This is a genomic window from Bradyrhizobium sp. (assembly GCF_030693485.1).
Classification (GTDB): Bacteria; Pseudomonadota; Alphaproteobacteria; order Rhizobiales; family Xanthobacteraceae; genus Bradyrhizobium.
Genome location: NZ_JAUYAN010000256.1, coordinates 21,826 through 45,548, shown reverse-complemented (window position 1 = coordinate 45,548; position 23,723 = coordinate 21,826). Strand labels below are relative to the sequence as shown.

Sequence of the window (23,723 nt, the reverse complement as noted above, 5' to 3'; positions counted from 1 at the left end):
CCGACCGGGCCGCAGTGCCGGTTTCCGCGGGGCGACGGAGGCGACAAAGGCCGGAATTCTCCGAGGTGAGCACGTGATAAGCCGTCAAGCCATTGCGCAGGGAATGTCGGATGTTCTCCGCTGCCCTGTATGCTCGTGTGCGGTTTTTTCTACCCATTTGCACACGAGACCGCGGGTGCAGCGCGCATCCGGCATTCCCTGCTCCCTCGTTGAGGGAGAACGATATTCAAACCTCGGGCAAATCATGCCGCGAGAACGCGGACGTGTATCCGGTGTCCACAATGAATTGCAACTCCCTCCACGTCATTGCGAGCCAACGGGTCGGCGCGAAGCGCCGCCCGATGACAGGCTCCGCGAAGCAATCCATCTCACCACCGGCACCGTTGCAAAATGGATTGCTTCGCTTCCGCTCGCAATGACGTTAATGACGTTGATGGGCCGGTGGAGTGGCGCAACCGCAGCAACGAAGCTATCGTGTGCGGGGCGGCCGGCCCGGGGAAAATTCAACCGGGAAATGGCAGGCCAGATAACGCCAGCGACGACGATTCCAGCGAGGACGGTAGTTTTGTGAACGGAGTACCTGGCGAAACGGCCGTAACGGAGTCGCGGGATCGTTTCATTCCGTTGCGGAAGTCGGATTTGATCGACGGCCTGCTGGCCGTTGATAACCTCGACGATGGCGGACAGGCGAGGTTCATGCAATTTGCCCGCCAGCTCGGCGCCTTGTTTCACTATCAGTATTTCGAACAGCTCGACCTGCTGCGCGAGGCGTATTTTCACTTCGATCCCGAAGTCGACCCGCGGATCGGCGGACCTCAGCAGGATAACGAGGCGGCCTATCGCCGACTGAGCGAGGAGGTGGTCCGTGTGCTCACCGAGGCCAATTTCATCGAGATCACGCACGACGAAATTATCAGCGCCTTTGCCGAGCATGCTTTGGTTCGAGTCAAGCTCAAGGCTCCGGTCGAGGAGTATCGCGATGTCCGCATGTTCCGCCGCGGCAGTCACCAGGAAACCGTCGAAATTCCGGTCTGGCGGGGCTTGCGCAAGCGATCGCATGAAATCGAGGTGTTCGACGACGTGGTGATGATGGTTGCGACCCGGCCGGGGAGTGACACGCCGGCCGATGCCCGCAAGGTACGCTGGAGCGGGAAACGGAGCAGTCAGAAAATTCGTGGCGGCGCGGTGCTGTTCAAGTATTTCCGGCACGTCGCCCGCGCCGATCTTGAGGCGCTGTTTCCCAATGTGCGGGTGGTGATGAGTCTGTCCGACCAGCTCATGCTGGGGGTGCCAGCCATTTTCGGCGGCATCCCGATCCTGATCAAGCTGGCCTCGACCATGGTGATCCTGTTTCTGGTCGCCGGCTTCTATCTCGGCGTCAACGGCACGCTCGGCGACAACGATCTCGAGCAGGCGCTGGCCGCGCTCAGCGGCTTGTTTGCGCTTGGCGCCTTTCTGCTGCGGCAACGAGGGAACTTCCACCGTCAGTCGCTGATCCATCAGAAGCAGCTGACCGACAATGTCTACTATCGCAACATCAACAATAATTCCGGCATTTTCAGTTATCTGATCGGTGAGGCCGAGGAACAGGAATGCAAGGAAGCGCTGCTCGCCTATTACTGCCTGGCCATAGCGGGTAAACCGGTGACGCGCGCGGTGCTCGGTGCAAGCATCGAAGCGCTCTTGTCGCACCGTTTCAGCGTTTCGGCCGATTTTGCGATCGACGAGGCGGCGACGCAGTTGCAGCGCCTCGGGCTATTGGACGACAGCGGCGGCATGCTGTCGGCTTTGCCGCTGCCCGCGGCGATCGAGCGGCTGGAGGCAGAGTGGGCGCAGTTATTGCAGCCTAGCGCAGGCTCGCGTTGATCTTCTCGAGTGCGGCGTTGCCGGGGCAAAGCTCCACGGCGTCCAGCGTATTGAGCGGCGCTTCCACGGTGTCGAGATGGCTGTGCAGGTCGTCCGATTCCGGATCGACATACAACAGCCCGGTGACGATCTGCCCGCGCGCAGCGTGCTTCTGCAGGAACGACATCGCACCGACGCGATCATGCGGATCATAGTCGGCATCGATCTTGCGCAGCGCGATCCGGGTGCCGTCGTGCTGCTCGACCAGTTGCACGGTGCCCGGGGCATAATCCACCGTGATCGGGTCGCGTCCGCTGATGACGTCGAGCCGGTTCACCGCGTCATTGTGCTCGCGCACATAGTCGAAGCTCTTGGTCGAGCCGGCGTGGTTGTTGAAGGCGACGCAGGGGCTGATGACGTCGATGAACGCCGCGCCCTTGTGCTGGATCGCGGCTGCGATCAGCGGCACCAACTGGGTCTTGTCGCCGGAGAAGCTGCGCGCCACGAAGCTGGCGCCGAGCTGCAGCGCGATCGCCACCAGATCGATCGGGCTGTCGCTGTTGATCAGGCCCTTCTTGGACTTCGAGCCGCGGTCGGCGGTGGCCGAGAACTGGCCCTTGGTGAGGCCATAGACGCCGTTGTTCTCGACGATATAGGTCATGTTGACGCCGCGCCGGATCGAATGCGCGAACTGGCCGAAGCCGATCGAGGCCGAGTCGCCGTCGCCGGAAACGCCGAGATAGATCAGGTCGCGGTTGGCGAGGTTGGCGCCGGTCAGCACCGACGGCATCCGGCCGTGCACCGAGTTGAAGCCGTGCGAGTTGCCCAGGAAATAGTCCGGGGTTTTCGACGAACAGCCGATGCCGGAAATCTTGGCGACCCGGTGCGGTTCGATCGACAGCTCGAAGCAGGCCTCGATGATCGATGCGGTGATCGAGTCATGGCCGCAGCCGGCGCACAGCGTCGAGACCTTGCCCTCGTAATCCCTGTGGGTGAAGCCGAGATCGTTCCTCGGAAGTCCCGGATGCTGGAATTTCGGCTTGGCGATATAGGTCATGACTTCACCTTGCGGAGCGGGGTCACCTTGAGCTGATCCTGATGGTCGCCGATGGCGCCGGCGATGAAGCGCGCGGTAATCGGCGTGCCGTCATAATGCAGGATCGGAATCAGGCGGACCGGATCGATGCCGTTCTCGTTGACGATCAATGAGCGAAGCTGCGCATCGCGGTTCTGCTCGACCACATAGACGAAGTCGTGGTCGGCGATGAAGCTGGCGACGCTGGAATGGAACGGGAAGGCGCGGATGCGCAGGCGATCAAGCTGATGCCCGCGCGATTCCAGGATGCCGATCGCCTCGTCCATGGCCGGCGCGGTCGAGCCGAAATAGATCACGCCGTATTTGGTCGGCTTGGCAGCGTTGGCCTGCAGCGGCCGCGGCACCATGTCCTGGGCGGTCTCGAACTTGCGCACCAGCCGCTGCATGTTGTCGGCATAGACAGGGCCTTCCTCGGAATAGATCGCATAGCGGTTGCGCGAGGTGCCGCGGGTGAAGAACGAGCCCTTGGTCGGGTGGGTGCCGGGATAGGTGCGGTACGGGATGCCGTCGCCGTCGACGTCGAGGTAACGCCCGAAGTCGCGGCCGGGTTCATCCAGCATCTCCGCCGTCATCACCTTGCCGCGGTCGTAGTGCCGGGCGTCGTCCCACTTCAGCGGACGGGACAGGCGGTGGTTCATGCCGATGTCGAGATCGAGCATGAGGAAGATCGTGGTCTGCAGCCGCTCGGCGAGATCGAAGGCCTGGGCGGCGAATTCGAAGGCCTCGGCCGGGTCTTCCGGCAACAGCAGCACATGCTTGGTGTCGCCATGCGAGGCATAGGCGCAGGCGATGATGTCGCATTGCTGGGTTCGCGTCGGCATGCCGGTCGAGGGGCCGGCGCGCTGCACGTTGATGATCACGGCCGGAATCTCGGCGAAATAAGACAGGCCGATGAACTCCGTCATCAGGGAGATGCCGGGCCCGGAGGTGGCGGTGAAGGCGCGGGCGCCGTTCCACGATGCGCCGATCACGATGCCGATCGAGGCCAGTTCGTCCTCGCCCTGCACGATGGCATATTTCGCCTTTCCGGTGACGGGATCGTGCCGCAGCTTCTTGCAGTGGCTGGTGAAGGCGTCGGCCACCGACGACGACGGCGTGATCGGATACCACGCGCATACCGTGGCGCCGCCATAGACTGCGCCGAGAGCGGCCGCGCTGTTGCCTTCGATGAAGATGCGGTCGCCGACCTTGTCGGCCTTCCTGACGCGCAGGCCGATCGGGCATTTCAGGTTCTGCAGCGCCCAGTCGCGGCCGAGATGCAGCGCGTGGATGTTCGACGACAAGAGCTTCTCCTTGCCCTTGTACTGCTCGCCGATCAGCTGCTCGACCAGCTTGGCATCCATGTCGAGCAGGGCGCACATCGCGCCGAGATAGATGATGTTCTTGAAAAGCTGGCGCTGGCGCGGATCGGTATAGGTCGAGTTGGTGATGGCGGTCAGCGGCACGCCGATCACGGTGATGTCGGCACGGAACTTCGACGCCGGCATCGGCTTGGTCGAATCGTAGAACAAGTAACCGCCGGGCTCGATCGAGGCGATGTCCTTGTCCCAGGTCTGCGGGTTCATCGCCACCATCATGTCAACGCCGCCGCGGGCGCCGAGATGGCCGTCCTCGGTCACCCGCACCTCGTACCAGGTCGGCAGGCCCTGGATGTTGGAAGGGAAGACGTTGCGTGGGCTAACCGGCACGCCGTGGCGCAGGATCGAGCGCGCGAACATTTCGTTGGCGCTCGCCGAACCCGAGCCGTTGACGTTGGCGAAGCGGACGACGAAGTCGTTTACGCTGCTGATCGGGCTTTGGACGGACATGATGTTCCTGCGTGGGTCATATCGATGAGGTGCTTTTGCATGTCCCAGGCGCCGGTGGGACAGCGTTCGGCGCACAGGCCGCAGTGCAAGCAGACGTCTTCGTCCTTGACCATGACACGGCCGGTCTTGAGGCCGTCGGCGACATAGAGGTCCTGGTCCGGATGCAGCGACGGCGCCTTCAGCCGGGTCCGCAGATCCTCTTCCTCGCCATTGTCGGTAAAGGTGATGCAGTCCATCGGACAGATATCGACGCAGGCGTCGCATTCGATGCACAAGGGCGCTGCGAACACGGTCTGGATGTCGCAGTTCAGGCAGCGCTGCGCCTCGCCGAGCGCGAGCTTGACGTCATAGCCGAGTTCGACTTCGGCGCGGATGTCCTTCAGCGCGATTACCTTGTCGCGATGCGGCACCTTGTAGCGCTTGTCGTTGGAGACGTCGTTGTCGTAGCTCCATTCGTGGATGCCCATCTTTTGCGAGGAGACGATCACCTCGGGCAGCGGCCGTTCGGTGATGTCCTCGCCGGACAGCATCTTGTGGATCGACAGCGCGGCATCGTGGCCGTGCGACACCGCCCAGATGATGTTTTTCGGCCCGAACGCGGCGTCGCCGCCGAAGAACACCTTCGGATTGGTCGAAACAAAGGTTTTGGCATCGACCTTGGGCATGTTCCACTTGTCGAATTCGACGCCGCAGTCGCGTTCGATCCAGGGAAAGGAATTCTCCTGGCCGACCGCCACCAATACGTCGTCGCAGTTGATCGTCTCGTCCGCTTCGCCCGACGGCACCAGATTGCGGCGGCCTTTGGCGTCGTATTCCGCCTTCACCTTCTGGAAGGTGACGCCGGTAAGCTTGCCGTTGTCGTGGATGAAGGCGACTGGCACCATGAAATTGAGGATAGGGATGTCCTCGTGGAGGGCGTCTTCCTTCTCCCAGGGGCTGGCCTTCATTTCCTCGAATCCGGAGCGCACGACCACCTTGACGTCTTCGCCGCCGAGCCGGCGCGCGGTGCGGCAGCAGTCCATCGCGGTGTTGCCGCCGCCGAGCACGATGACGCGCTTGCCGATCTTGCTGACATGCTCGAACGAGACCGACGCGAGCCATTCGATGCCGATGTGAATATTAGCGGCGGCTTCCTTGCGGCCAGGAATTTCCAGCTCACGGCCGCGCGGCGCGCCGGAGCCGACAAACACCGCGTCGAAGTTCTCGGTGAGCAGCTGCTTCAGGCTGTCGATGCGGTGACCGCCCTTGAACTCGATGCCGAGATCGAGGATGTAGTCGGTTTCCTCGTCGATCACCGAATCGGGCAGCCGGAATTTCGGAATCTGCGTCCGCATCATGCCGCCGGCCTTGGGGTCGGAATCGAACACGGTGCAGTGGTAACCAAGGGGGGCGAGATCGCGGGCCACCGTCAGCGAGGCAGGGCCGCCACCGACAATCGCGATCCGCCTGCCGTTCTTCGCCATCGGCTTCGGCATGCGGTGCTTGACGTCGTCCTTGAAATCGGCGGCGACGCGCTTCAACCGGCAGATCGCGACCGGCGTATCCTCGACGCGGCCGCGGCGGCAGGCGGGCTCGCACGGGCGATCGCAGGTGCGTCCGAGAATTCCCGGAAACACGTTCGATCTCCAATTGATCATGTAGGCGTCGCTGTAGCGGCCTTCAGCAATCAAACGGATGTATTCTGGAACGGGCGTATGCGCAGGACAGGCCCATTGGCAATCGACCACTTTATGGAAGTAGTCCGGCGCCGAAATATCAGTCGGTTTCATTCCTACCTTGTCCGCGCGATTTCAAGGAAGGCGCGGCCTTATCTTTACCTGCGAACGCTCAGTCGGCGTTCTTGTGGTTTTTGAATTGGATCATATGCTTATCTTATTAGAGGCATTCCAGAGCCTGCACAAAGGCAAATTTGTCTCACCACCAGCCTTCATTAGTTGAAGGCCACGGCGTTGAGGTAATTGCGGCAGTGCAGCATCTGCAACGCGGTTCACGTCGTGTTCAAATCGTCGGGAGGTCGCACTTCGCCAGGTCCCACATCAGATGATAGAGGCCGGTCGAGATCACGGCGGATTTGATTGCGGCATCGCCCAGGCGCGCAGTGACGGCGGCCGAGACCGCCTTCACGTCGGTCCCCTCGATCAGCACGAACCAGTCGCCTGCGCCGGGATTGGGGGCCGAGGGATCGTCGGTGATCGGTTTGGACAGTGAAGGATCGCTTTCGAGCAGGTGCATCGAGAGGATTCCGTCCAGCTTCCCGGGCTCGAGTTGATCCCGCAGTGCGATACGCAACCTGTCCTTGTCCACGGCACGCAGGCGGACGATGCCGAGTACGGCGCCTCGGCCCTGGCCGCGGCTGATGCTGATCCGCGCGACTGCGCGGATCATGTTCCTGAAGCGCGCGATGTTCGCCTTCGACCAGTCGGTCTGGTTCGCGAGCGCCGTGCGATAGGCCGGGCTGTCGAGCACCTCGAAGGTTTCGGTGGAATAGAGGCTGAGATATTTCGGCTTGCCGTCATGGGCGACGTAGCGCCGGGCCTCGAGGAAGCCGGGAATCGCGACCCGCTCCTCGAGATGCTCGCGGTCATACCAGCGGTTGAATTCGGCCTCGTTGGAAGCGTCGATGTCCATCGACGTCAGCAGCATTCCCTTTCCGGCGAGCGGCATTTCAATCCTCCTTATCGTTTGATTTTGGAAGCCATATCCGCGATCGCCTTCATCACGGCGTCCCTGACGTCGGGATCATACAGCGAGTGGCCGGCGCCCTCGACAATGCGGATTTCGGATCCGCGCCACGCCGCGGCCAGCGCATGCGAGGTTGCCGGCGGACACAACAGATCATAGCGGCCCTGCACGATGATGCCGGGGATGCCTTCGAGCCGGCCGGCATGGCGGAGGAGCTGATCGGGCTTCATGAAGCAATCGTTTTGAAAGTAATGCGCCTCCATGAACGGCGTCGAAGGCAGCGTCCGCGTTGAGTTCAGCGCGTTGAGATCGAGCCGAACCCGCGACGAGGTGTGTTCGGAGAGAATGCGTTCGGTCTCGCCCCAGGCGCGGGCGGCAGGGCCATGCACCGCCGGATCGGCATCGAGGATACGGCGGAAGTAGACATCCAGCGGCTCGACGCGTTCTTCCGGCGGCAGTACACCGAGAAAATCCTCGGAGAGGCCGGGATGCAGGCGCGGCAGTGCGCCGAGAAATACATCTTCAAGCTCCCGGCGGGTGCCGAGAAAGGTTGCACGCAACACGATGCCGGTGACCCGCTGGGGATGCGCTTGCGCATAGGCCAGCGCCAGCGTCGCGCCCCAGGATCCGCCCACGATCATCCAGCGCTGAAACCCGAATTTCTCGCGCATCAGCTCCATGTCGGCGATCAGATGCGGCAGCGTGTTGTCGTCGCGCCGGCCCTTGGGACGGCTTCGTCCGGCTCCGCGCTGATCGAACAGCACCGCGTGGAAGCGCTCGGGATCGAACAGCCGCCGGTGGTCAGGCTGGCAGCCGCTGCCCGGGCCGCCGTGCAGGTAGACCGCGGGAATGCCATCGGCGCGGCCGACGGTTTCGACATGGAGCTCGTGGCCGTCGCCGACCGGCATCAGCTCCGATGTCAGCGGTGCGAATGGATCGGAACGGTTGCTGCTGGCTTTGCCGGCGTCGGCGTCAGGCGCCATGATTGTCGCCCGTCTCCAGCGTGCCACCGGAAAAATTGCGATAGAGAAAACGGTTGTTGTCGGAAGCAGCCTCAAGCTCGGCCTGCTTGAAGAGCTGCTCGTGCATCGGCGACAGCGTGCAGGCCGGATCGGTATTGCCGGCATCGCCGGTCAGCGCAAAAGCCTGGCAGCGGCAACCGCCGAAATCAATCTCCCTGAATTCGCAGCTCTTGCACGGCTCCTTCATCCAGCCGGTGCCGCGATAGCGGTTGAAGGCTTCGGAGTTCTGCCAGATCCAGGCGATCGAATGATTGGATCGCACGCTTTCGAATTCCAGCCCGGTGATGGACTCGGCGGCGTGGCAAGGCAGGACTTTCCCCGCAGGCGAAATGTTGAAGAATTGCCGGCCCCAGCCGCCCATGCATTTCTTCGGCCGCAACGCATAATAATCCGGCACCACATAATCGATGGTGAGGATGCCCTTCAGCCTCACCGCGGCTTCCTCGACGATGCGGCTGGTCTCTTCGATCTGCGACAGCGTCGGCATCAGCGCCGCGCGGTTTTTCAGCGCCCAGCCGTAATACTGCACGTTGGCGACCTCCAGCCGGTCGGCGTCGAGATCGACCGCCATCTCGATGATGTCGGCGAGCTGATGCAGGTTTTGCCGGTGCATCACCGCGTTGACCGTCAGCGGCAGATCCAGCTCGCGGGTCCACCTTGCGACTTCGAGCTTCTTTTCATGGGCATTCTTCAATCCGGCGACGCGATCGGCCACCATGGGCTCGTTGCCCTGAAAGCTGATCTGCACGTGGCACAGCCCGGCATCGGCCAGCGCGGAAAGCTTTTCCCGGGTCAGTAACACTGCCGACGTGATGAGATTGGAGTACAGGCCGACATCGCTGGCGTGCTGCACCAGCTCGACCAGGTCCTTGCGCGCGGTGGGTTCGCCGCCGGAAAAATGGATCTGCAGCACGCCGATCTGGGCGAGTTCGGTGAGAACCTTCTTCCATTCCTCGGTGGTGAGTTCGCTGCCGCCGCGGTCGAGTTCGACCGGATTGGAACAATAAGGGCATTGCAGCGGACAGCGATGCGTCAGTTCGGCGAGCACCGCGAGCGGAATGCCAAAAGCCTCCGCCGTCGAGCCCCGCGCCTCCAGCACCGCGAGCCCGTCGTGGGGGTCGCTGGCCGCTACGCCGGCATCTGACCGCGTCGGACTCATGATGTCTTCTCGCGTGCTTCCGTCAAAAATCCCTTGTCGGCCAGGTCCTGCAGCATGGCGATGACGTCGGTCAAGATCGCCTCGCGTTCGGCGGCATATTTGGCGGCGAGTTGGTCGACCATGTCGGCGACGCTGCGAACGCCGTCGCACAGCTGCAGCACTTCCACCGCGATTTCGTCCGGCGCCAGCACCCGCTCCGGCGCCAGAATGACCCAGACCTGCCGGGTTTCATCGAACTTCAGCTTGGCATGCCGCGGCAGAACCGGCCTGCTGCTCTCGCTGACGTTGATGTTGCGGTTACGCGGGGTTGCCATCGTCTCATCTCTAACTGGGTCTCATCTCTAACCGGCTTTGGGAACGAACGCCCCGGGTGGTATGTGGCCATCGACGTAGGCATGATACAGCGCATCGAGCTGAGCCCATAGCACATTGGTCTTGAATATCAGCGCATTGCAGACCGCCGCGCGTTCCGCCGGCGTCTTCGCGTGTTCCCTCACATATTCCAGCGCAAAGCCGGCATCGCGTGGCGCCTGCGTCAGGCGGCGGCTGAAATAGCTCATGATATCGGGGTTGACGAAATCGTAATGCGCCAGCATCCCCGAGATGCGTTCTTCGTGCAGGTTCGGCGCGAACAGCTCGGTCAGCGACGAGGCGATGGCCTCGAGCGGGCTCTTGTCGCGAACGAAATGCACATAGGCCTCCACCGCGAAACGCGTCGCCGGCAGAATGCCCTCGGTGGATTCCACATAGGCGCTGTCGAGCCCGAGCCCCTCGGTCAGCTTCAGCCAGCGCTCGATGCCGCCCTCGGCGCCGAGGTCGCCGTCATGGTCCTCGATCCGGTGCCGCCATTCCATTCGAATGCTGCGGTCGCGGAAGCGCGAGATCACCACCGCGTCCTTGATCGGAATGGTGCTCTGGTAGAAATAACGGTTGAGCGCCCAGGCCTGCACCTGGCCCTTGTTCAGCTTGCCGCCATGCAGCAGCCGGTGAAACGGATGCAGATTGTGGTAGCGGGTCGCGCCGATGTGGCGAAGCGCAGCTTCCAGTTCCTCGGCATTGTTGAGCGGCGCGCAGCCGGCGAGCGAGAAGGCTGTCATCCCGGTCAGGGCTATCGCGTTCACAGCGTAATCTCCGTTCCATCGGCGGGGATTTGCCAACCCGCGCGCTCGGCTTGTTGCCGTTCGGCGGAATCGTGCAGCAGCGCCGGGTTGGAATTGTTGATATGCAGAAACACCTTCCGGCCGATATTGAGGCCCGACAAGGCTTCGATCGCGCCGCTCTCGCCGGACATGGCAATGTGTCCCATGCCTTGCCCGGTCTTGTTGCCGAGGCCGGCCACGATCAACTCGTCGTCGCGCCACACCGTGCCATCGAAGAAGATCAGGGGCGCGCCGGCAAGCCTGGATTTGAGATCGTGTGTTACTTCGGCGCAGGCGGCGAGAAAATAGAAATACTTGCCCGTTGCCTTGTCGCCGAGTCGTAAGCCGAGCGTGTCGCCCGCGCCGGTATCGCCCGCAGGGTGGGCCTTGCCCTCCAGATACCAGGCGCTCTTGCCGGGAGCGGCAAACGGCAGGATTTCGATCCCGGACGGCGTGCCATTGGGCAGCGTCGGCTCGAACGTCTCGTCCAGTTCGATCGGCTGGCGTTTTACGTTCTTCTCGTTCAGCACGTTGAAGATGCTGTTGTCCCGGAGGATCGCCAGCACCTTGCCATGCGCATAGACCGTAAATGGTGAGCCCTCGCGCATCGACAGCAGGCCGGCTAAGGCATCGATCTCGCCGTTGGTCAGGATCACGCCCGAGATCGGGCTGTGGCGAAGCTTTCCGGCCTTGGGGTGAAGCTGCGGGGTCGCGATCAACTGCTGGCGCAGGTCGGGGGAGGCATTGATCAGGAACCAGTGCTCGCCGTCGGCGCTGATCGCGATCGAGGCCTGGGTGCTCTGGAGTTCAGGGTGTTCGCTTCTTGCTGCCCAGCACACCGGACATCCGCAATTCCACTGCGGAACGCCACCACCTGCCGCGGCGCCCAGGACGACGACGCGAAGCATGATTCGTCTCCTGGAAATTCCTAAGCGTATAAAAGCGTGAGGTGCACAAGCTTCAAAGGTGGACACCGATAGGGACACAATTCCGCGGTCGGGATCGTGTCACGCCCGGAGGTCCACCTCAGATCATGCGAAGCTGGCGCAGCCGCTTACTTGCGGGCGGCGCACGCATACATGTTGATTTCCATGCCGACCGGCACTTCGACGATCTTCGGGGTTTTCCAGGCCATTTGGCGCTCCTTTTCGAACGGACGACTTCCGCCCTCAGAGAGATAAACTACCGCGGAATGAAAAGTTCGCCAGTTAAATCTTTGGTCACGTTCTTTGCGTTTTCCATGCTGCGACGCACAAGGAATCACGTCATTGTGTGAGAACGTCCCAAAACAACGTGAGATCAACGGGTTCAAAGTCGCGCGCAGCAACCTAGATGCAGACCTCGCGCCGGGGTGGCGGGCCGCCGCCTTTCGGATAAGGAACTTGTGAGATGTCGCGGACTTTGGCTGGAGCCCGCAACGGAAAGGCCGCATGCCCCGGTATTTTTTCAACACTCGGATCGCGGACGAACTGATCGCCGACCCCGAAGGCGAACAACTGAGGGATCCGGATCAGGCTTGGGAAATTGCGCGCGCCATGATCCGGGAATTGCTCAAGCTCGAAGGCGCGGAAGGCGGCCTGTTGAACGCGACCCTCGAGGTGACGGATGACGCGGGCGAGATCGTGCTGGAGTTTCCTTTCACCGAGGCGATCCTCGACATGTCGGGCGAAGCAGGCACCAGGCACTGACGCAACATGACCCGCACTTGATCACGCGCCGGTCGATGTGCTGCAGATGAAGGACGGTTCGCTGCTGGTGTCGGACGACTGAAACGGCGAGGTCTACCCCGCGCGGATGCAGCGCGCCCAGGCGCTGGCGCAGCAGCATCGTTGCGACACCTGTCACAATCCGGATTTTTCCGGCAAGGAGAATGTCCCGCGCATCGCCAACCAGCGCGAGGATTATCTCGCCAGGACGCTGGCCGAGTACAAGGACAATAGTCGCACCGGCTATGATGCTTCGATGGCGGACGTGATGGCGCCGGTCACGCCGGGGCAGATCGCCGACCTCGCCTATTTTCTCGCCCGCGTGCGCTGATCAGGGCCGGACAGGCGCTTTTCCCGGTGGCCTTGCCCTCCGCGCGGCGCTACAAGCGGGCGATCAACGGAGCTATTCATGCAAGATCTCTGGCGTCTGTCGGCTACCGATATCGCTGCCCTGGTAAGATCGAAGAAAATCTCGGCGAAGGAGGCCGCTTCCGCGGCGCTGGCCCGGCTCGACGCGGTCAATCCGAAAATCAACGCCGTGGTAGACCATCGGCCGGCGGATGTGCTGGCGCAGGCCGCCGCCATCGATGCCGCGCTCGCGCGGGGCGATGCGGTGGGCCCGCTGGCGGGGGTGCCGGTCACCGTCAAGGTCAATATCGACCAGGAGGGGTTCGCCACCACCAACGGCCTCAAGCTACAGCGCGATGTCATCGCGAAGACCAACAACCCGGTGGTCGACAATCTGCGCAAGGCCGGTGCCGTCATTCTCGGGCGCACCAATTGCCCGGCGTTCTCCTATCGCTGGTTCTCTACCAACCTCATTCATGGCGATACCAAAAATCCGCGCGACCCCGGCATCACGCCGGGCGGCTCGTCGGGCGGAGCAGGGGCGGCAGTGGCGGCGGGCATCGGCCACATCGCGCACGGCACCGATATCGCCGGATCGATCCGCTATCCCGCCTATGCCTGCGGCGTGCATGGCCTGCGTCCGACCATCGGACGTATCGCGGCCTTCAATGCGGCGCTGCCGGAGCGCCCGATCGGGCCGCAGATCTCCGCGGTATCGGGTCCGCTGGCGCGCACCATCGGCGATCTCAGGATCGCGCTGGCGGCGATGTCGGGCTACGATTCGCGCGATCCCTGGTGGGTGCCGGCACCGCTGCAGGGGCCGGCGATGCCGAAGCGCGCCGCGCTGTGTCTCAATCCCGACGGGCTCGATCCGGTCGCCGAAGTACGGGCCGCGGTTACCGATGCCGGCAAGCGGCTGGAGCGCGCGGGATGGGTGGTCGAAGAGGTCGAGACGCCGCCGCTGCGCGAGGCCGCGGAGCTCCAGACCAAACTGTGGCTCGGCGACGGCTATGAGGCGCAACTGGCCGCAGCCGAACGCGAAGGCGATCCCGGCGCGCTGGCCTGCCTGCGCGGCAACCGGTCCAAGGTATTTCCGTTTGACGTCGATACCCTTTCGAAAGTCCTGACGCGGCGCGCGACCCTGACCCGGCAATGGCTGCAATTTTTGGAGAAGTATGCCGTGCTGGTGATGCCGGTCTCCGGCGAATTGCCGTTTCCCGATCAGCTCGACGTCAAGGACGATGCCTCCTTCGCCCGGGTGTGGCACGCACAATTGACGCAGATCGCGATTCCTTTCATGGGGCTGCCGGGGCTGACCGTTTCCACCGGACTGGTGGGCCGCGTTCCCGTCGGCGTGCAGGTCGTCTCTAGCCGCTACCGAGAGGATCTTTGCCTCGCCGCGGGCGAGGCGATCGAAGCCGGCGGCACCCCCTCGGCGGCGATCGATCCAGCCGGTTAATGGATTTGCGCGTCCAGACGAAAGAACATGATGACTGGCGTTCTTGATTTCACGGCGAAGTCGCTGGCCGGCGAAGACGTTCCGCTGAAGCGGTTCGAGGGCCAGGTGCTGCTGATCGTCAATACCGCGAGCAAGTGCGGTTTCACGCCGCAATACAAGGGCCTCGAGACGCTGCACCTGGCGCTGAGCCCGCGCGGCTTTTCGGTGCTCGGATTTCCGTGCAACCAGTTCGGCGGCCAGGAACCGGGCGACGCCTCAGAGATCGAGCAGTTCTGTTCGAGTCAATATGCCGTCACCTTTCCGATGTTTGCCAAGGTCGACGTCAATGGCAGCAACGAGCATCCATTGTTTGCGTATCTGAAGAATGCGAAGTCCGGCCTGCTTGGGCCGTCGATCAAATGGAATTTCACCAAGTTTCTGGTCGACCGTTCCGGCAAGGTGGTGGCGCGGCATGCGCCGACGGCGAAGCCGGAAGGCCTGACCAGAGAAATCGAGGCACTGCTATGAACGACAAGAACGAGACCATGAGCGATGCGTTTCCGGACCGCCTCTCCACCAACCCGAAAAGCCCCTACTACAATGAAGAGCTGCTGCAGCGCGACGTCGGCATCCGCTTCAAGGGCGCCGAGAAGACCAATGTCGAGGAATACTGCATCAGCGAGGGCTGGGTCCGCGTCACCGCCGGCAATGCCAAGGACCGCTACGGCAATCCGCTGACCATCAAGGTGCACGGTCCGGTCGAGCCGTATTTCAGGGACAAGACAGAGTCGTAAGCCATGTCGGTCCGCATCGTCGACGTCCGCGAAATCACAAAGCCGATCTCGTCGCCGATCCGCAACGCCTATATCGATTTCACCAAAATGACGACCAGCCTCGTCGCCGTCGTCACCGACGTGGTGCGCGACGGCAAGCCGGTGGTCGGTTACGGCTTCAATTCCAACGGCCGTTACGGACAGGGTGGGCTGATCCGCGAGCGCTTTGCGCCGCGTCTGCTGGAGGCCGATCCCAAGACCTTGCTCGATGAGGCCGGCGGCAATCTCGATCCGGACAGGGTGTGGGCCGCGCTGATGTCGAACGAAAAGCCGGGCGGTCATGGCGAGCGCTCGGTCGCGGTCGGCACCATCGACATGGCGGTGTGGGACGCGGTGGCGAAGATCGCGGGCAAGCCGCTGTTCCGGTTATTGGCGGAGCGTCACCGGCGCGACGCCAACCCGCGCGTGTTCGTCTATGCCGCCGGCGGCTATTATTATCCCGGCAAGGATCTCACGGCACTGCGCGGCGAGATGCGAAGCTATCTCGACCGCGGCTACAACGTCGTCAAGATGAAGATCGGCGGCGCGCCGCTCCTGGAAGACAGCCAGCGCATCGAGGCGGTGCTGCGGGAGATCGGCAGCGAGGCCCGGCTCGCGGTCGACGCCAACGGCCGTTTCGATCTGGAGACCGCGATCGCCTATGCCAGGATGCTGCGCGACTATCCGCTGTTCTGGTACGAGGAGGCCGGCGATCCGCTCGATTTCCAGTTGCAGGCGGCGCTCGCGGAATTCTATCCGGGACCGATGGCGACCGGCGAAAACCTGTTCAGCCATCAGGACGCCCGCAACCTGCTGCGTTACGGCGGCATGCGGCCCGACCGCGACTGGCTGCAATTCGACTGCGCGCTGTCCTACGGACTGTGCGAATACCAGCGCACGCTCGCCGTGCTGCAGGCGCAGGGCTGGCCGGCGAGCCGCTGCATTCCCCATGGCGGCCACCAGATGTCGCTCAACATCGCGGCCGGGCTTGGGCTTGGCGGCAATGAGAGCTATCCTGATCTGTTCCAGCCCTATGGCGGCTTCCCGGACGGGGTGGGTGTCGAGAACGGCCACATCACCATGCCGGATCTGCCGGGCATCGGGTTCGAGGGCAAGAGCGATCTGTATGCTGAGATGAAGGCGCTGGCGGAATAAGGAGCCTCCAACGTCTCCACGTCATTGCGAGGAGCTCTTGCGACGAAGTAATCCATGCTTTCTTTGCGCGGATATATGGATTGCTTCGCGGAGCCTGTCATCGGGCGGCGCTTAGCGCCGACCCGTTGGCCCGCAATGACGCTGGGAGAGCGCAGCTACGACAACCGCATGTCCAGCAGCCGCCGCCCCTCGCCCTTCAGCAGTTTCTTCACCGCGCTGGAGGCGACGACCGCGCCGTCGTTGGCGTAGGCCTCGTGGTTCTTCTCGATGTCCTCGAGCCGGTAGAGATAGTTGACCATGATGCCGGCGGATTCGCGCAGGCCCTTGGGCGAGAGATCGCCGAGCCAGTCGATCCGCTCCAGCCGCGCACCATTGCCGAGATGGAATCGCGCCACCGAATCGATCAGCCGCCCCTTCGGCGTCCTCGCCTTCAGGAAATAATGCGCGGCCAGCGGTTCCAGCACCGCGCGCAGTTTTGATGCGAGTTCGGCATCCTCGAACCAGCCGGGCTGTTCCAGGTTTTCGAGCAGCGTTCGCTCGTCGTCTGAAACCGGAACGTCGCTCGCCTGCTTCAGCCACTGCACAAAGCCGGGCACCGGCGAAAGCGTAACGAAATTTTCCAGCTTCGGCAGTTCGCGCCGCAATTCCTCGACCACCTGCTTGATCAAAAAGCTGCCGAACGAAATGCCGCCGAGGCCTTTCTGGGTGTTGGAGATCGAATAGAACACCGCGGTGCGGGCGCGCTCGGTCGGCACCAGCGCCCGGTCTTCCGCCAGCAGCGGCGCGATCGCGGCGGGAATTGTCTCGGTCAGCGCCACCTCGACGAAGATCAGGGGTTCGTCGATCAGCGCTGGATGAAAGAAGGCGTAGCAGCGCCGGTCCACCGGATCGATGCGGCGGCGCAGATCGTCCCAGTCGCGGATCTCGTGCACCGCCTCGTAGCGGATGATCTGTTCCAGAATGTTCGCTGGCGTCTGCCAATCGATCCTGCGCAGCACGAGAAATCCCCTGTTGAACCATGAAGACAAAAGATGCACGACGTCGCGGTCGAGCGCGGCCAGATCCCGGTGCCGGTTCAGCAGGCCGAGCAGGTCGGCGCGCAGCGCCACCAGCTCGCTGGTGCCGCCGGGCGCGCGGTTGAGCCGCCGGATCAATTCCTGCCGCCGCGGCTCCGAGGCAAAATGCAGGTCGCTGGCGTCCTCGTCGGACGGCTGCGCGCGCCAGGCCTCGATCGCCTGCGACAGCCGCTCGCGGTCCGGGCCATAGTTGCGCGCCAGCGTCTCGAAAAACGCCAGCCGGCCGGCCTCGTCGAGCTGGCGGTAGCGGTCAAGCACCTCGCGCGCGATCGCGATGCCGGACGCCTCGCCGCGGCCCGACAGCAGCGCCTCGCACAATTCGATCAGCTCGGAAGCATCCTGTTTCGCATCCGGCGCCCCGCCGCGGCGAAGCAGCGTGCGGCCGCGCTCGGAAATCGAGGCGAGAAGGTCGGAGAAGAAGGCGTTGCTGCTCATACCGGGCGGTCGAATCCTGACTGGATGGAAATCCTACACGAGATTTAAGACGGAACGGATCACAATCAAGCTGGTGTGGGTGAGTAAAAAATTGTCATGGACTGCACCGCTCCCTCAATAGTCGTCGTCCCAGCGAACGCAGGGGCCCATACGCCGTGCTGTCGTGATTGTGGTTGGCGCGAGAGGATTTTCTTGAACCATTGCACGCTGCATAAAGCTACCGGGATTATGGGTCCCTGCGTGCGCAGGGACGACGGATGAGATTTCGCTTGCATCAGACACGCCTTCGCGATCTCGCGGCGCATGTCGCCCGAGCATTGCGTCATTTGCCGCCCTCGACAGGAAAGAGGGCGCAGGGAAGACCGGGTGCACGCTGCACCCGCGGTCTCGTGTGCAAAAAGTACGAGTAAATGCGCACACGAGCATACAGGTCCAGCGGAGGCATCCGGCCTTCCCTGCGCAGTGGTTTACGGATTATCCCGCGATCTCCTCGGCGAGCCCTGCACTTTTGCCGCCGTCGCCCCCGGGGAGTTTTGCTACCCGCGAACTTGACACCAGCCTTGGGGTGTCGGAACCACGCGTCTTCACCGTCCGCTCAAGTTGCGCTCGTCAGTCGCAACTGCCGCGTCCACCGCATCCCAACGCGCGTTCGTGACGATCGCGATCGCCCCTCTCATCGGGTGAGACGGACGAATTACTAAAGGTGATTTGCCCGACGTGTTAAGCAAAATATTTTCTTGCGATGGGCTTGACACGAATTCCGATAATCGGAAGTGATTTGCCCGTCGGGTCGTTTGTCGCGGGTTTCCGAAGGTGGGCGCCGTCCCAAACCAAAAATATCGAAAACAACCCCATGTACAGTAAGCGGCAGCGTCGTCGTCCAGAACATGATGGGTATCCCTTCCGTTCCACCCATCGCTTGTCATTGCCGGGCCTGACCCGGCAAAACGTCTTCGGATGAGGTGCGGTGGATAACGCGGGTCAAGCCCGCGTATGACGATCCTGCTTTCCTTTCACTTCGTTTCCGCAAATTCCGTCGGCGTCTTCCCCGTCACCTGGCGGAACGCATGCGAAAACGCCGGCACGCTGGCGTAGCCGAGGTCGGCGGCGAGTTGTTTTACCGAAACATTGGCATCGACGGACAGGCGTTCGATCGCGGCGGCGATGCGGGCGCGCTGGCACCAGCTCTTGAAGCTGAGTTGGGTTTCCGACGCGAACAGCCGCGACAGGGTTCGCGCCGAGGTGCCGACCTCGCGCGCCAGCGCCACGATCTCGTGGCTGCCGGTGGGATCGTCGAGCACGATGTCGGCGGCGCGGCGGCAGCGCGGCTCGCGTGGCAGCGGAATGAAGGTCGCGGAATCCTCGGCCTGGTGCAGTTCGAGCATCACGAGTTTTATCAAGAGCGCGGTGCGGTCGGGGTCGTTGCGGCCGTCGAACAGCGCGAGGATGGCCTGGTGCAGCAGGGGCGAGACTCGCACCACGAATTCGGCATCGAGGCTGGCGCTGCGGTCTTCGCGCGCGAGCCAGGCGAGGTCGAAATACAGCGTGCGCATGTCGATATCGGCGAGCACGTCGATGGCATGTTCCGATCGGGCCGGCACCCACACCGCGCGGTCCGGCGGCACCAGCCAGCGCCCCTTCGGCGTGGTGACCTGCATGGTGCCGCGGGCGGCGTACACCAGTTGCGCCTCGCGGTGCATATGGGTGTCGAGCCGCGTGCCCCTGCGGTAGTGGTTCGCAATCAGATGGAGGCCGTCGCCGGTCGAGATCCGGCGTCCCTTGATGGCAGCAATTGGCTTTTCGGCGATATTCATTGGCCACATCCCGTCAGCACAACACCCTATAACCTATTTTAGGAAATTGCGGGATTCGCCAATGAACAGCCCAAGCCGGGTGATCGGCTACGTCAACGCCGGCCACTTCATCGACCATTATTCGATGCTGATCTTCGCCGCCGCCATCATCGTGATGGGGCCGGCGCTCGGCATGGCCTATTCCGAGCTGCTGCCCTACGCGACCCCCGGTTTCGTGGCCTTCGGCGCGGGCTCGCTGCTGACCGGCTGGCTCGGCGACCGCTGGAGCCGCCGCCACATGATGGTGATCTTCTTTGCCGGCATCGGACTGTCGATGATCGCGGTCGGCTTCGTGCAGACCCCGCTGCAGCTCGGCGCGGCGCTGCTCGCAATCGGCCTGTTCGCCTCGATCTATCACCCCGTCGGCACCGCGATGATCGTGTCCTATGCCGACAAGCTCGGCCGCGAAATGGGGATCAACGGCGTCTGGGGCAATCTCGGCGTGGCCTCGTCGGCGCTGGTCACCGGCGTGATCGGCCAGTATCTCGGCTGGCGCTGGGCTTTTGTCATTCCCGGCATCGTCACTATCCTGATCGGCATCGCGTTTGCGCGAACCGTCGTGCATGAGGACCGCTCCGGCTTCAGGCAGGCGGCGGCGCAGGCGCGGGTCGCGAAAGCCGACATGTGGCGGGTGATTCTGGCGCTGTTCATCGTGGTGATCGCGATCTCCACCACCTTCAACGCGGTAACGGTGGCGCTGCCAAAACTGTTCGCCGAGCGCCTCGCCGACATGACCGCAAGCCCGGCACTGCTCGGGGTGATCGCGGCCTGCGTCTACGTGTTCGGCGCCATGACGCAATACACCATCGGCAAGCTGATCGACCGCTATTCGTTGAAGGCGATCTCGCTGCCGCTGTCCCTGCTGCTGGCGCCGTTCCTGTATCTGGCGGCGACGCTGTCCAACCTGCCGCTGATTCTCGCCGCGATCGGCATCGTGATGGGGGCGTTCGGCCAGGTCACGGTCAACGACGCCATGGTCGGCAAATACACCAGCGAGGAATGGCGTTCGCGCGCCTATTCGGTGCGCTACTTTATCGGCTTCACCGCGGCGGGCGCGTCCGTCGGCCTGGTGGCATGGCTGTACGAGCAGGGCGGTTTCGTCACCATGCTGCATGCATTCGCGGGGCTGTGCCTGTTCGTCATCGCCGCCGCGATCATCCTGCCGACCGAGATCAAGGTGCCGGCGGCCAGCGCAAAGGCGGGCTGACGGCGCCCGCCGCGAACGTGGCCGCATAGCCGAGGACCGCGCCAATCGCGGCGCCCAGCGACTTGAATTCCACGTCGCGGAGGCTTGGATGACGCCCGGTGGCGAGCGACTGCAACGGCTCGACGGTCGCAGCCGTCAGCGACAGCGTCAGCACGATCAGCCAGAATCGCCTGGGATAGGCGGCGGCAAACAGCACGCCGACCGTCGCCATCACGCAAAACCGTTCGATGTTCGGGGACAGCCCCGTAGCGGGCCGCCACCCGATGGGAACCAGCGTGACCAGGAGCACGATCAGGATCGAGAGCCAGGCCGCGCGCCTGATGACAAGCCGGATGGTATCCACTTTGAAGTCCTTCATTCCCGATCAGTTCTTCTATCGGGATCAGCGGCTGAACAGCTTCCGGAACAGCTTCTGGGACTGCGGAAACTGGTTGTTGTCGATCTGCGTCGGCCATTGCCCGTCGACGTCGAAATAGGCGGCATAGGCGATTCTGTCTTCGTTCTGCGCGAACCAGTCGCGCATCTGCTGGATGAAGCTGAAACACGATCAGCGGCCAATGCCACAAATAAAGCGAATAGGAGATCAGGCCGATGAAGACGATCTGTCGCGGTTTCGGATAGAGCCAGGAAGTCGCGCGAATGCGCGGCCGATGACGTAATCAGGCAGAGCTGATTTTAGGTGGGTTGGATCCTTGCGTCGATCGGGCCTGCCAGGGGGAGTTGCGCGATGTTATCGACGGAGGATTAACCTTTGTCCCCGGCCGCTGGCCGCGGCCGATTGTGATCGTGCTGCATGTGGTGCGCCGCATCACTTTTCGGCCGATATCTAGCCGGGAACAGGAGGGTACAGCCCCGAATCGCCGATTCGGGCGCGATTCGTTCCGTCAGCGTTCCAAAGCTTAATGCTGGGTCGCTTGCCGTTGCATTGTGGTACAGCGAGCCGGTCTCAGGACCGGGCGCGAATGCCGGCAGCGGGCAGGCGCCAGCCGACCACGGTGGCCTCCACGGCGCCGCCGGAATCGTTGTTGCGCCATGCGCCATCGACGAAGCGGCAGGCGAACGGCAGTTGGTAGGTGCCGCTGTGATCTTCGCAAAGCACCTGAACCGGCTGATCCGGCGGCGGTTCGCCATTGCCATTGAACTCGGCCAGCCGTCGTTCGCGTGTTGCCATCGAGTGAGTCTCCTTCAGTGACAAGCTGGTGCCGTGGCTCCGGTTCCCCGCCATCGGTGCCGTCGCCTGCTCCAGGCAGAATGTCCGCCAAACCTCAACGCGCGAATGAGGTTTCAGTATGGTAGCCTCGGTGGCTGGTTCCAGTTCGCGACAAATTGACCGCGACGCCAGCCCTTGAATGAGGATTTAAATGATGGGCCGGATCGTTCTTGTCGCGTCGATAGCTCTGGCGCCCCTTCTGCTGACGCCTGCCTGCGCCCAGGACGTTCCCGGCATCGAGATCTGCACCGTCGAAAAGACCATGGAGCGGCGCACCAGCTGCCTGCAGAGCAACGTCGATTTCCTGATGAAGACGATCACCAAACTGAGCGGCGAACAGCGGCAGAAACTCGACGCCGCCAACCGCCAGATCGACGGCCTGAAAAGCGCGGTCGTCAGCTTGCAAAAGACCATCGATGATTTGCAGGCGGCGCAGAAGAAAGTGCCTGAGGACACGAAAAAGAAAGTGGATGCGCCGGCGGCGAAGGATGGCGCGAAATAGATTGACGCCGGCGGTGCTCAGGCGACCCGGTAACGCTCCATGATCTCCTTGTCCGGCTCGTAGCCGAGCCCGGGTCCCTCCGGGACCGCGATAGTGCCGCCGGCATCGACATCGATGCGGCCGCGCCAGAGGCAGGCGGCGCGCTTCATGTAAAACACTTCGACGAAAGTGCCGTCGTCGCGCAGCGACATCAGTTGCAGCGTCGCCAGCAGGCCGGGGCCGAAATAAGGGGAATGCGGCGCAAGCCTGACGCCCTGTTCGTCGGCCAGCGCCGCGACTTTCAGATATTCGGTCACGCCGCCGACTTTCGTCACCGAGGGCTGGGCGTGGCTGACCGCGCCCGCTGTCATCATCTGCCGGAACTGGTAGACCGTGCAGGCGTTCTCTCCGGCTGCAACGTTTACTCCGCCTTTTGACCGCACCTCCGCAAGGGTGGCAAAATCCTCCGGCGGCCAGACCGGCTCTTCGAGGAACATCGGCGCCGCCGCCCGGCAGGCCTGCGCGAAAGCGATCGCCGCCGCGCCGTTCATCGGGCAGTTCATGTCGACCATCAGCGGGATGCCGGCGCCGATCGCCTGCCGTGCCGCGAACACCGCCGGCGTGGCGGTCTCGTGCAGCTTGATCGCGCCGTATCCCTGCCGCAGGGCGGTCTGGCATTCGCCGGCCACCAGATCCGGCGTACCGATCCGAAGCAGGCTGGCATAGGCTGGAATTTGGCTGCGTTTGGCCTGTCCGATCAGCCGATGCAACGGCACGCCCTGCACCCTTGCGGCCAGATCCCACAGCGCGATGTCGAGCCCGGAGATCGCAAACATGGTAATGCCGTAGCGGCCGAACAGATGCAGATTGCGCTGGATGTTCTCCATGAAGGCGGGAATGCCCGCGGCGTCGGGCACTTCAAGGCCTCGCGCCTGCGGTGCGATCATCTCGTCGATGGCGGCACAGGTCGTCTTCGGGCAGACATAGCTGAAAGCGTCGCCCCAGCCGGTGAGGCCGGTATCGGTCGAGACCTCGACGACAACGATATCGAGCGCGGCGATGGAGGAGGCGCCCTGCTTGAAGCTGGCCACCCCCGAATCATAGGGAATGCGGATGTGGTGAGCGCGGACCTCGGTGATCAGCATGGCGCGACCCTTGTTTGAACCGGCGAGACAGGATCGATCATAGAGCAGATGCCGCAAACGGGCCTGCTTTTCTGCGGCTCTCCACAAGCGCCGGGATGGGTCCGGC

Annotated in this window: 25 protein-coding genes; 9 read left to right on the top strand and 16 right to left on the bottom strand. The window is 63.1% G+C overall.

Translation table 11 applies throughout. The annotated features are described in order from the left end of the window. Nucleotides 1-390 precede the first annotated feature (390 nt). On the top strand, nt 391-1,866 hold the full coding sequence (locus Q8N40_RS18970; protein WP_305712894.1) for a TMEM143 family protein: 1,476 nt from the start codon (nt 391-393) through the stop codon (nt 1,864-1,866). Here the strand turns inward: Q8N40_RS18970 and Q8N40_RS18965 are convergent. The 10 genes from Q8N40_RS18965 to pqqA form a co-directional block, all read right to left on the bottom strand. Further along, nucleotides 1,847-2,902: a 2-oxoacid:ferredoxin oxidoreductase subunit beta gene (locus tag Q8N40_RS18965; protein WP_305712893.1), complete on the bottom strand. Its 1,056-nt coding sequence runs from the start codon at nt 2,900-2,902 to the stop codon at nt 1,847-1,849. The genes Q8N40_RS18970 and Q8N40_RS18965 overlap by 20 nt on opposite strands. Continuing rightward, nucleotides 2,899-4,749 (bottom strand): 2-oxoacid:acceptor oxidoreductase subunit alpha, encoded by a 1,851-nt coding sequence (locus Q8N40_RS18960; protein WP_305712892.1) that lies wholly within the window; start codon nt 4,747-4,749, stop codon nt 2,899-2,901. Before Q8N40_RS18960 ends, Q8N40_RS18965 begins: the two co-directional genes overlap by 4 nt. Then, on the bottom strand, nt 4,719-6,518 hold the full coding sequence (locus Q8N40_RS18955) for an FAD-dependent oxidoreductase (protein WP_305712891.1): 1,800 nt from the start codon (nt 6,516-6,518) through the stop codon (nt 4,719-4,721). The genes Q8N40_RS18960 and Q8N40_RS18955 overlap by 31 nt, the downstream gene beginning before the upstream one ends. 229 nt (nt 6,519-6,747) lie before the next feature. Next, nucleotides 6,748-7,413 carry a DUF4286 family protein gene (locus Q8N40_RS18950; protein WP_305712890.1) on the bottom strand — a complete coding sequence of 222 codons (666 nt, stop codon included), beginning with the start codon at nt 7,411-7,413 and terminating at the stop codon, nt 6,748-6,750. A gap of 11 nt (nt 7,414-7,424) precedes the next feature. After that, on the bottom strand, nt 7,425-8,414 hold the full coding sequence (gene pip / locus Q8N40_RS18945) for a prolyl aminopeptidase (protein ID WP_305319766.1): 990 nt from the start codon (nt 8,412-8,414) through the stop codon (nt 7,425-7,427). After that, nucleotides 8,404-9,612: a pyrroloquinoline quinone biosynthesis protein PqqE gene (pqqE, locus tag Q8N40_RS18940; protein WP_305712889.1), complete on the bottom strand. Its 1,209-nt coding sequence runs from the start codon at nt 9,610-9,612 to the stop codon at nt 8,404-8,406. Before pqqE ends, pip begins: the two co-directional genes overlap by 11 nt. Continuing rightward, nucleotides 9,609-9,926 carry a pyrroloquinoline quinone biosynthesis peptide chaperone PqqD gene (pqqD, locus tag Q8N40_RS18935; RefSeq protein WP_305319764.1) on the bottom strand — a complete coding sequence of 106 codons (318 nt, stop codon included), beginning with the start codon at nt 9,924-9,926 and terminating at the stop codon, nt 9,609-9,611. The genes pqqE and pqqD overlap by 4 nt, the downstream gene beginning before the upstream one ends. Before the next feature lie 27 nt (nt 9,927-9,953). Further along, a complete protein-coding gene (pqqC, locus tag Q8N40_RS18930; RefSeq protein WP_305319771.1) occupies nt 9,954-10,718 on the bottom strand; it encodes a pyrroloquinoline-quinone synthase PqqC in 765 nt (254 codons plus the stop codon). Between the two features lie 11 nt (nt 10,719-10,729). Beyond that, on the bottom strand, nt 10,730-11,659 hold the full coding sequence (gene pqqB / locus Q8N40_RS18925; protein WP_305712896.1) for a pyrroloquinoline quinone biosynthesis protein PqqB: 930 nt from the start codon (nt 11,657-11,659) through the stop codon (nt 10,730-10,732). A 146-nt stretch (nt 11,660-11,805) separates the two neighbouring features. Continuing rightward, on the bottom strand, nt 11,806-11,886 hold the full coding sequence (gene pqqA, locus Q8N40_RS18920) for a pyrroloquinoline quinone precursor peptide PqqA (RefSeq protein ID WP_009031067.1): 81 nt from the start codon (nt 11,884-11,886) through the stop codon (nt 11,806-11,808). A gap of 295 nt (nt 11,887-12,181) precedes the next feature. Between pqqA and Q8N40_RS18915 the strand changes: the two genes are divergently transcribed. The 6 genes from Q8N40_RS18915 (at nt 12,182) to Q8N40_RS18890 (ending at nt 16,210) form a co-directional block, all read left to right on the top strand. Continuing rightward, complete coding sequence (locus Q8N40_RS18915; protein ID WP_305319762.1) at nt 12,182-12,439, top strand: hypothetical protein; 258 nt, start codon at nt 12,182-12,184, stop codon at nt 12,437-12,439. Between the two features lie 106 nt (nt 12,440-12,545). Beyond that, a complete protein-coding gene (locus tag Q8N40_RS18910) occupies nt 12,546-12,788 on the top strand; it encodes a c-type cytochrome (protein WP_305712888.1) in 243 nt (80 codons plus the stop codon). A 78-nt stretch (nt 12,789-12,866) separates the two neighbouring features. Continuing rightward, the gene (locus Q8N40_RS18905; RefSeq protein ID WP_305712887.1) at nt 12,867-14,264 is read left to right on the top strand and encodes an amidase family protein; all 1,398 of its coding nucleotides are present in this window, start codon (nt 12,867-12,869) and stop codon (nt 14,262-14,264) included. A 30-nt stretch (nt 14,265-14,294) separates the two neighbouring features. Further along, nucleotides 14,295-14,771: a glutathione peroxidase gene (locus Q8N40_RS18900; protein ID WP_305712886.1), complete on the top strand. Its 477-nt coding sequence runs from the start codon at nt 14,295-14,297 to the stop codon at nt 14,769-14,771. Continuing rightward, nucleotides 14,768-15,037 carry a DUF3297 family protein gene (locus Q8N40_RS18895; protein WP_305319758.1) on the top strand — a complete coding sequence of 90 codons (270 nt, stop codon included), beginning with the start codon at nt 14,768-14,770 and terminating at the stop codon, nt 15,035-15,037. Before Q8N40_RS18900 ends, Q8N40_RS18895 begins: the two co-directional genes overlap by 4 nt. A 3-nt stretch (nt 15,038-15,040) precedes the next feature. Then, nucleotides 15,041-16,210 (top strand): mandelate racemase/muconate lactonizing enzyme family protein, encoded by a 1,170-nt coding sequence (locus tag Q8N40_RS18890; protein ID WP_305712885.1) that lies wholly within the window; start codon nt 15,041-15,043, stop codon nt 16,208-16,210. A 155-nt stretch (nt 16,211-16,365) separates the two neighbouring features. Here Q8N40_RS18890 and Q8N40_RS18885 read toward each other — a convergent pair whose 3' ends face one another. Together Q8N40_RS18885 and Q8N40_RS18880 are read right to left on the bottom strand one after the other, a co-directional pair. Next, nucleotides 16,366-17,721: a malonyl-CoA decarboxylase gene (locus Q8N40_RS18885; protein ID WP_305712884.1), complete on the bottom strand. Its 1,356-nt coding sequence runs from the start codon at nt 17,719-17,721 to the stop codon at nt 16,366-16,368. Between the two features lie 1,013 nt (nt 17,722-18,734). Further along, the gene (locus Q8N40_RS18880; RefSeq protein ID WP_305319755.1) at nt 18,735-19,535 is read right to left on the bottom strand and encodes a helix-turn-helix transcriptional regulator; all 801 of its coding nucleotides are present in this window, start codon (nt 19,533-19,535) and stop codon (nt 18,735-18,737) included. 61 nt (nt 19,536-19,596) lie between these two features. Between Q8N40_RS18880 and Q8N40_RS18875 the strand changes: the two genes are divergently transcribed. Further along, nucleotides 19,597-20,781 (top strand): MFS transporter, encoded by a 1,185-nt coding sequence (locus Q8N40_RS18875; RefSeq protein ID WP_305319754.1) that lies wholly within the window; start codon nt 19,597-19,599, stop codon nt 20,779-20,781. On the opposite strand, the gene Q8N40_RS18870 is transcribed toward Q8N40_RS18875, so the two are convergent. The 3 genes from Q8N40_RS18870 to Q8N40_RS18860 form a co-directional block, all read right to left on the bottom strand. Continuing rightward, nucleotides 20,747-21,139: a VanZ family protein gene (locus Q8N40_RS18870; protein WP_305712883.1), complete on the bottom strand. Its 393-nt coding sequence runs from the start codon at nt 21,137-21,139 to the stop codon at nt 20,747-20,749. The two genes, Q8N40_RS18875 and Q8N40_RS18870, sit on opposite strands and share 35 nt — an antisense overlap. A gap of 24 nt (nt 21,140-21,163) precedes the next feature. After that, a complete protein-coding gene (locus tag Q8N40_RS18865) occupies nt 21,164-21,304 on the bottom strand; it encodes a hypothetical protein (protein WP_305319752.1) in 141 nt (46 codons plus the stop codon). A gap of 423 nt (nt 21,305-21,727) precedes the next feature. Beyond that, complete coding sequence (locus tag Q8N40_RS18860; protein WP_305319751.1) at nt 21,728-21,952, bottom strand: hypothetical protein; 225 nt, start codon at nt 21,950-21,952, stop codon at nt 21,728-21,730. A gap of 190 nt (nt 21,953-22,142) precedes the next feature. Between Q8N40_RS18860 and Q8N40_RS18855 the strand changes: the two genes are divergently transcribed. Continuing rightward, nucleotides 22,143-22,493 carry a hypothetical protein gene (locus Q8N40_RS18855; RefSeq protein ID WP_305319750.1) on the top strand — a complete coding sequence of 117 codons (351 nt, stop codon included), beginning with the start codon at nt 22,143-22,145 and terminating at the stop codon, nt 22,491-22,493. Nucleotides 22,494-22,510: 17 nt separating this feature from the next. On the opposite strand, the gene Q8N40_RS18850 is transcribed toward Q8N40_RS18855, so the two are convergent. Continuing rightward, the gene (locus tag Q8N40_RS18850) at nt 22,511-23,617 is read right to left on the bottom strand and encodes a mandelate racemase/muconate lactonizing enzyme family protein (RefSeq protein ID WP_305712882.1); all 1,107 of its coding nucleotides are present in this window, start codon (nt 23,615-23,617) and stop codon (nt 22,511-22,513) included. Nucleotides 23,618-23,723: the final 106 nt, after the last annotated feature.

Excerpts from the sequence above, each read along its gene's own strand:
- Q8N40_RS18970 (WP_305712894.1), top strand. The coding sequence starts at position 391 with ATGGATTGCTTCGCTTCCGCTCGCAATGACGTTAATGACGTTGATGGG.
- Q8N40_RS18965 (WP_305712893.1), bottom strand. The coding sequence starts at position 2,902 with ATGACCTATATCGCCAAGCCGAAATTCCAGCATCCGGGACTTCCGAGG.
- Q8N40_RS18960 (WP_305712892.1), bottom strand. The coding sequence starts at position 4,749 with ATGTCCGTCCAAAGCCCGATCAGCAGCGTAAACGACTTCGTCGTCCGC.
- Q8N40_RS18955 (WP_305712891.1), bottom strand. The coding sequence starts at position 6,518 with ATGAAACCGACTGATATTTCGGCGCCGGACTACTTCCATAAAGTGGTC.
- Q8N40_RS18950 (WP_305712890.1), bottom strand. The coding sequence starts at position 7,413 with ATGCCGCTCGCCGGAAAGGGAATGCTGCTGACGTCGATGGACATCGAC.
- pip (WP_305319766.1), bottom strand. The coding sequence starts at position 8,414 with ATGGCGCCTGACGCCGACGCCGGCAAAGCCAGCAGCAACCGTTCCGAT.
- pqqE (WP_305712889.1), bottom strand. The coding sequence starts at position 9,612 with ATGAGTCCGACGCGGTCAGATGCCGGCGTAGCGGCCAGCGACCCCCAC.
- pqqD (WP_305319764.1), bottom strand. The coding sequence starts at position 9,926 with ATGGCAACCCCGCGTAACCGCAACATCAACGTCAGCGAGAGCAGCAGG.
- pqqB (WP_305712896.1), bottom strand. The coding sequence starts at position 11,659 with ATGCTTCGCGTCGTCGTCCTGGGCGCCGCGGCAGGTGGTGGCGTTCCG.
- pqqA (WP_009031067.1), bottom strand. The coding sequence starts at position 11,886 with ATGGCCTGGAAAACCCCGAAGATCGTCGAAGTGCCGGTCGGCATGGAA.
- Q8N40_RS18915 (WP_305319762.1), top strand. The coding sequence starts at position 12,182 with ATGCCCCGGTATTTTTTCAACACTCGGATCGCGGACGAACTGATCGCC.
- Q8N40_RS18910 (WP_305712888.1), top strand. The coding sequence starts at position 12,546 with ATGCAGCGCGCCCAGGCGCTGGCGCAGCAGCATCGTTGCGACACCTGT.
- Q8N40_RS18905 (WP_305712887.1), top strand. The coding sequence starts at position 12,867 with ATGCAAGATCTCTGGCGTCTGTCGGCTACCGATATCGCTGCCCTGGTA.
- Q8N40_RS18900 (WP_305712886.1), top strand. The coding sequence starts at position 14,295 with ATGACTGGCGTTCTTGATTTCACGGCGAAGTCGCTGGCCGGCGAAGAC.
- Q8N40_RS18895 (WP_305319758.1), top strand. The coding sequence starts at position 14,768 with ATGAACGACAAGAACGAGACCATGAGCGATGCGTTTCCGGACCGCCTC.
- Q8N40_RS18890 (WP_305712885.1), top strand. The coding sequence starts at position 15,041 with ATGTCGGTCCGCATCGTCGACGTCCGCGAAATCACAAAGCCGATCTCG.
- Q8N40_RS18885 (WP_305712884.1), bottom strand. The coding sequence starts at position 17,721 with ATGAGCAGCAACGCCTTCTTCTCCGACCTTCTCGCCTCGATTTCCGAG.
- Q8N40_RS18880 (WP_305319755.1), bottom strand. The coding sequence starts at position 19,535 with ATGAATATCGCCGAAAAGCCAATTGCTGCCATCAAGGGACGCCGGATC.
- Q8N40_RS18875 (WP_305319754.1), top strand. The coding sequence starts at position 19,597 with ATGAACAGCCCAAGCCGGGTGATCGGCTACGTCAACGCCGGCCACTTC.
- Q8N40_RS18870 (WP_305712883.1), bottom strand. The coding sequence starts at position 21,139 with ATGAAGGACTTCAAAGTGGATACCATCCGGCTTGTCATCAGGCGCGCG.
- Q8N40_RS18865 (WP_305319752.1), bottom strand. The coding sequence starts at position 21,304 with ATGCGCGACTGGTTCGCGCAGAACGAAGACAGAATCGCCTATGCCGCC.
- Q8N40_RS18860 (WP_305319751.1), bottom strand. The coding sequence starts at position 21,952 with ATGGCAACACGCGAACGACGGCTGGCCGAGTTCAATGGCAATGGCGAA.
- Q8N40_RS18855 (WP_305319750.1), top strand. The coding sequence starts at position 22,143 with ATGATGGGCCGGATCGTTCTTGTCGCGTCGATAGCTCTGGCGCCCCTT.
- Q8N40_RS18850 (WP_305712882.1), bottom strand. The coding sequence starts at position 23,617 with ATGCTGATCACCGAGGTCCGCGCTCACCACATCCGCATTCCCTATGAT.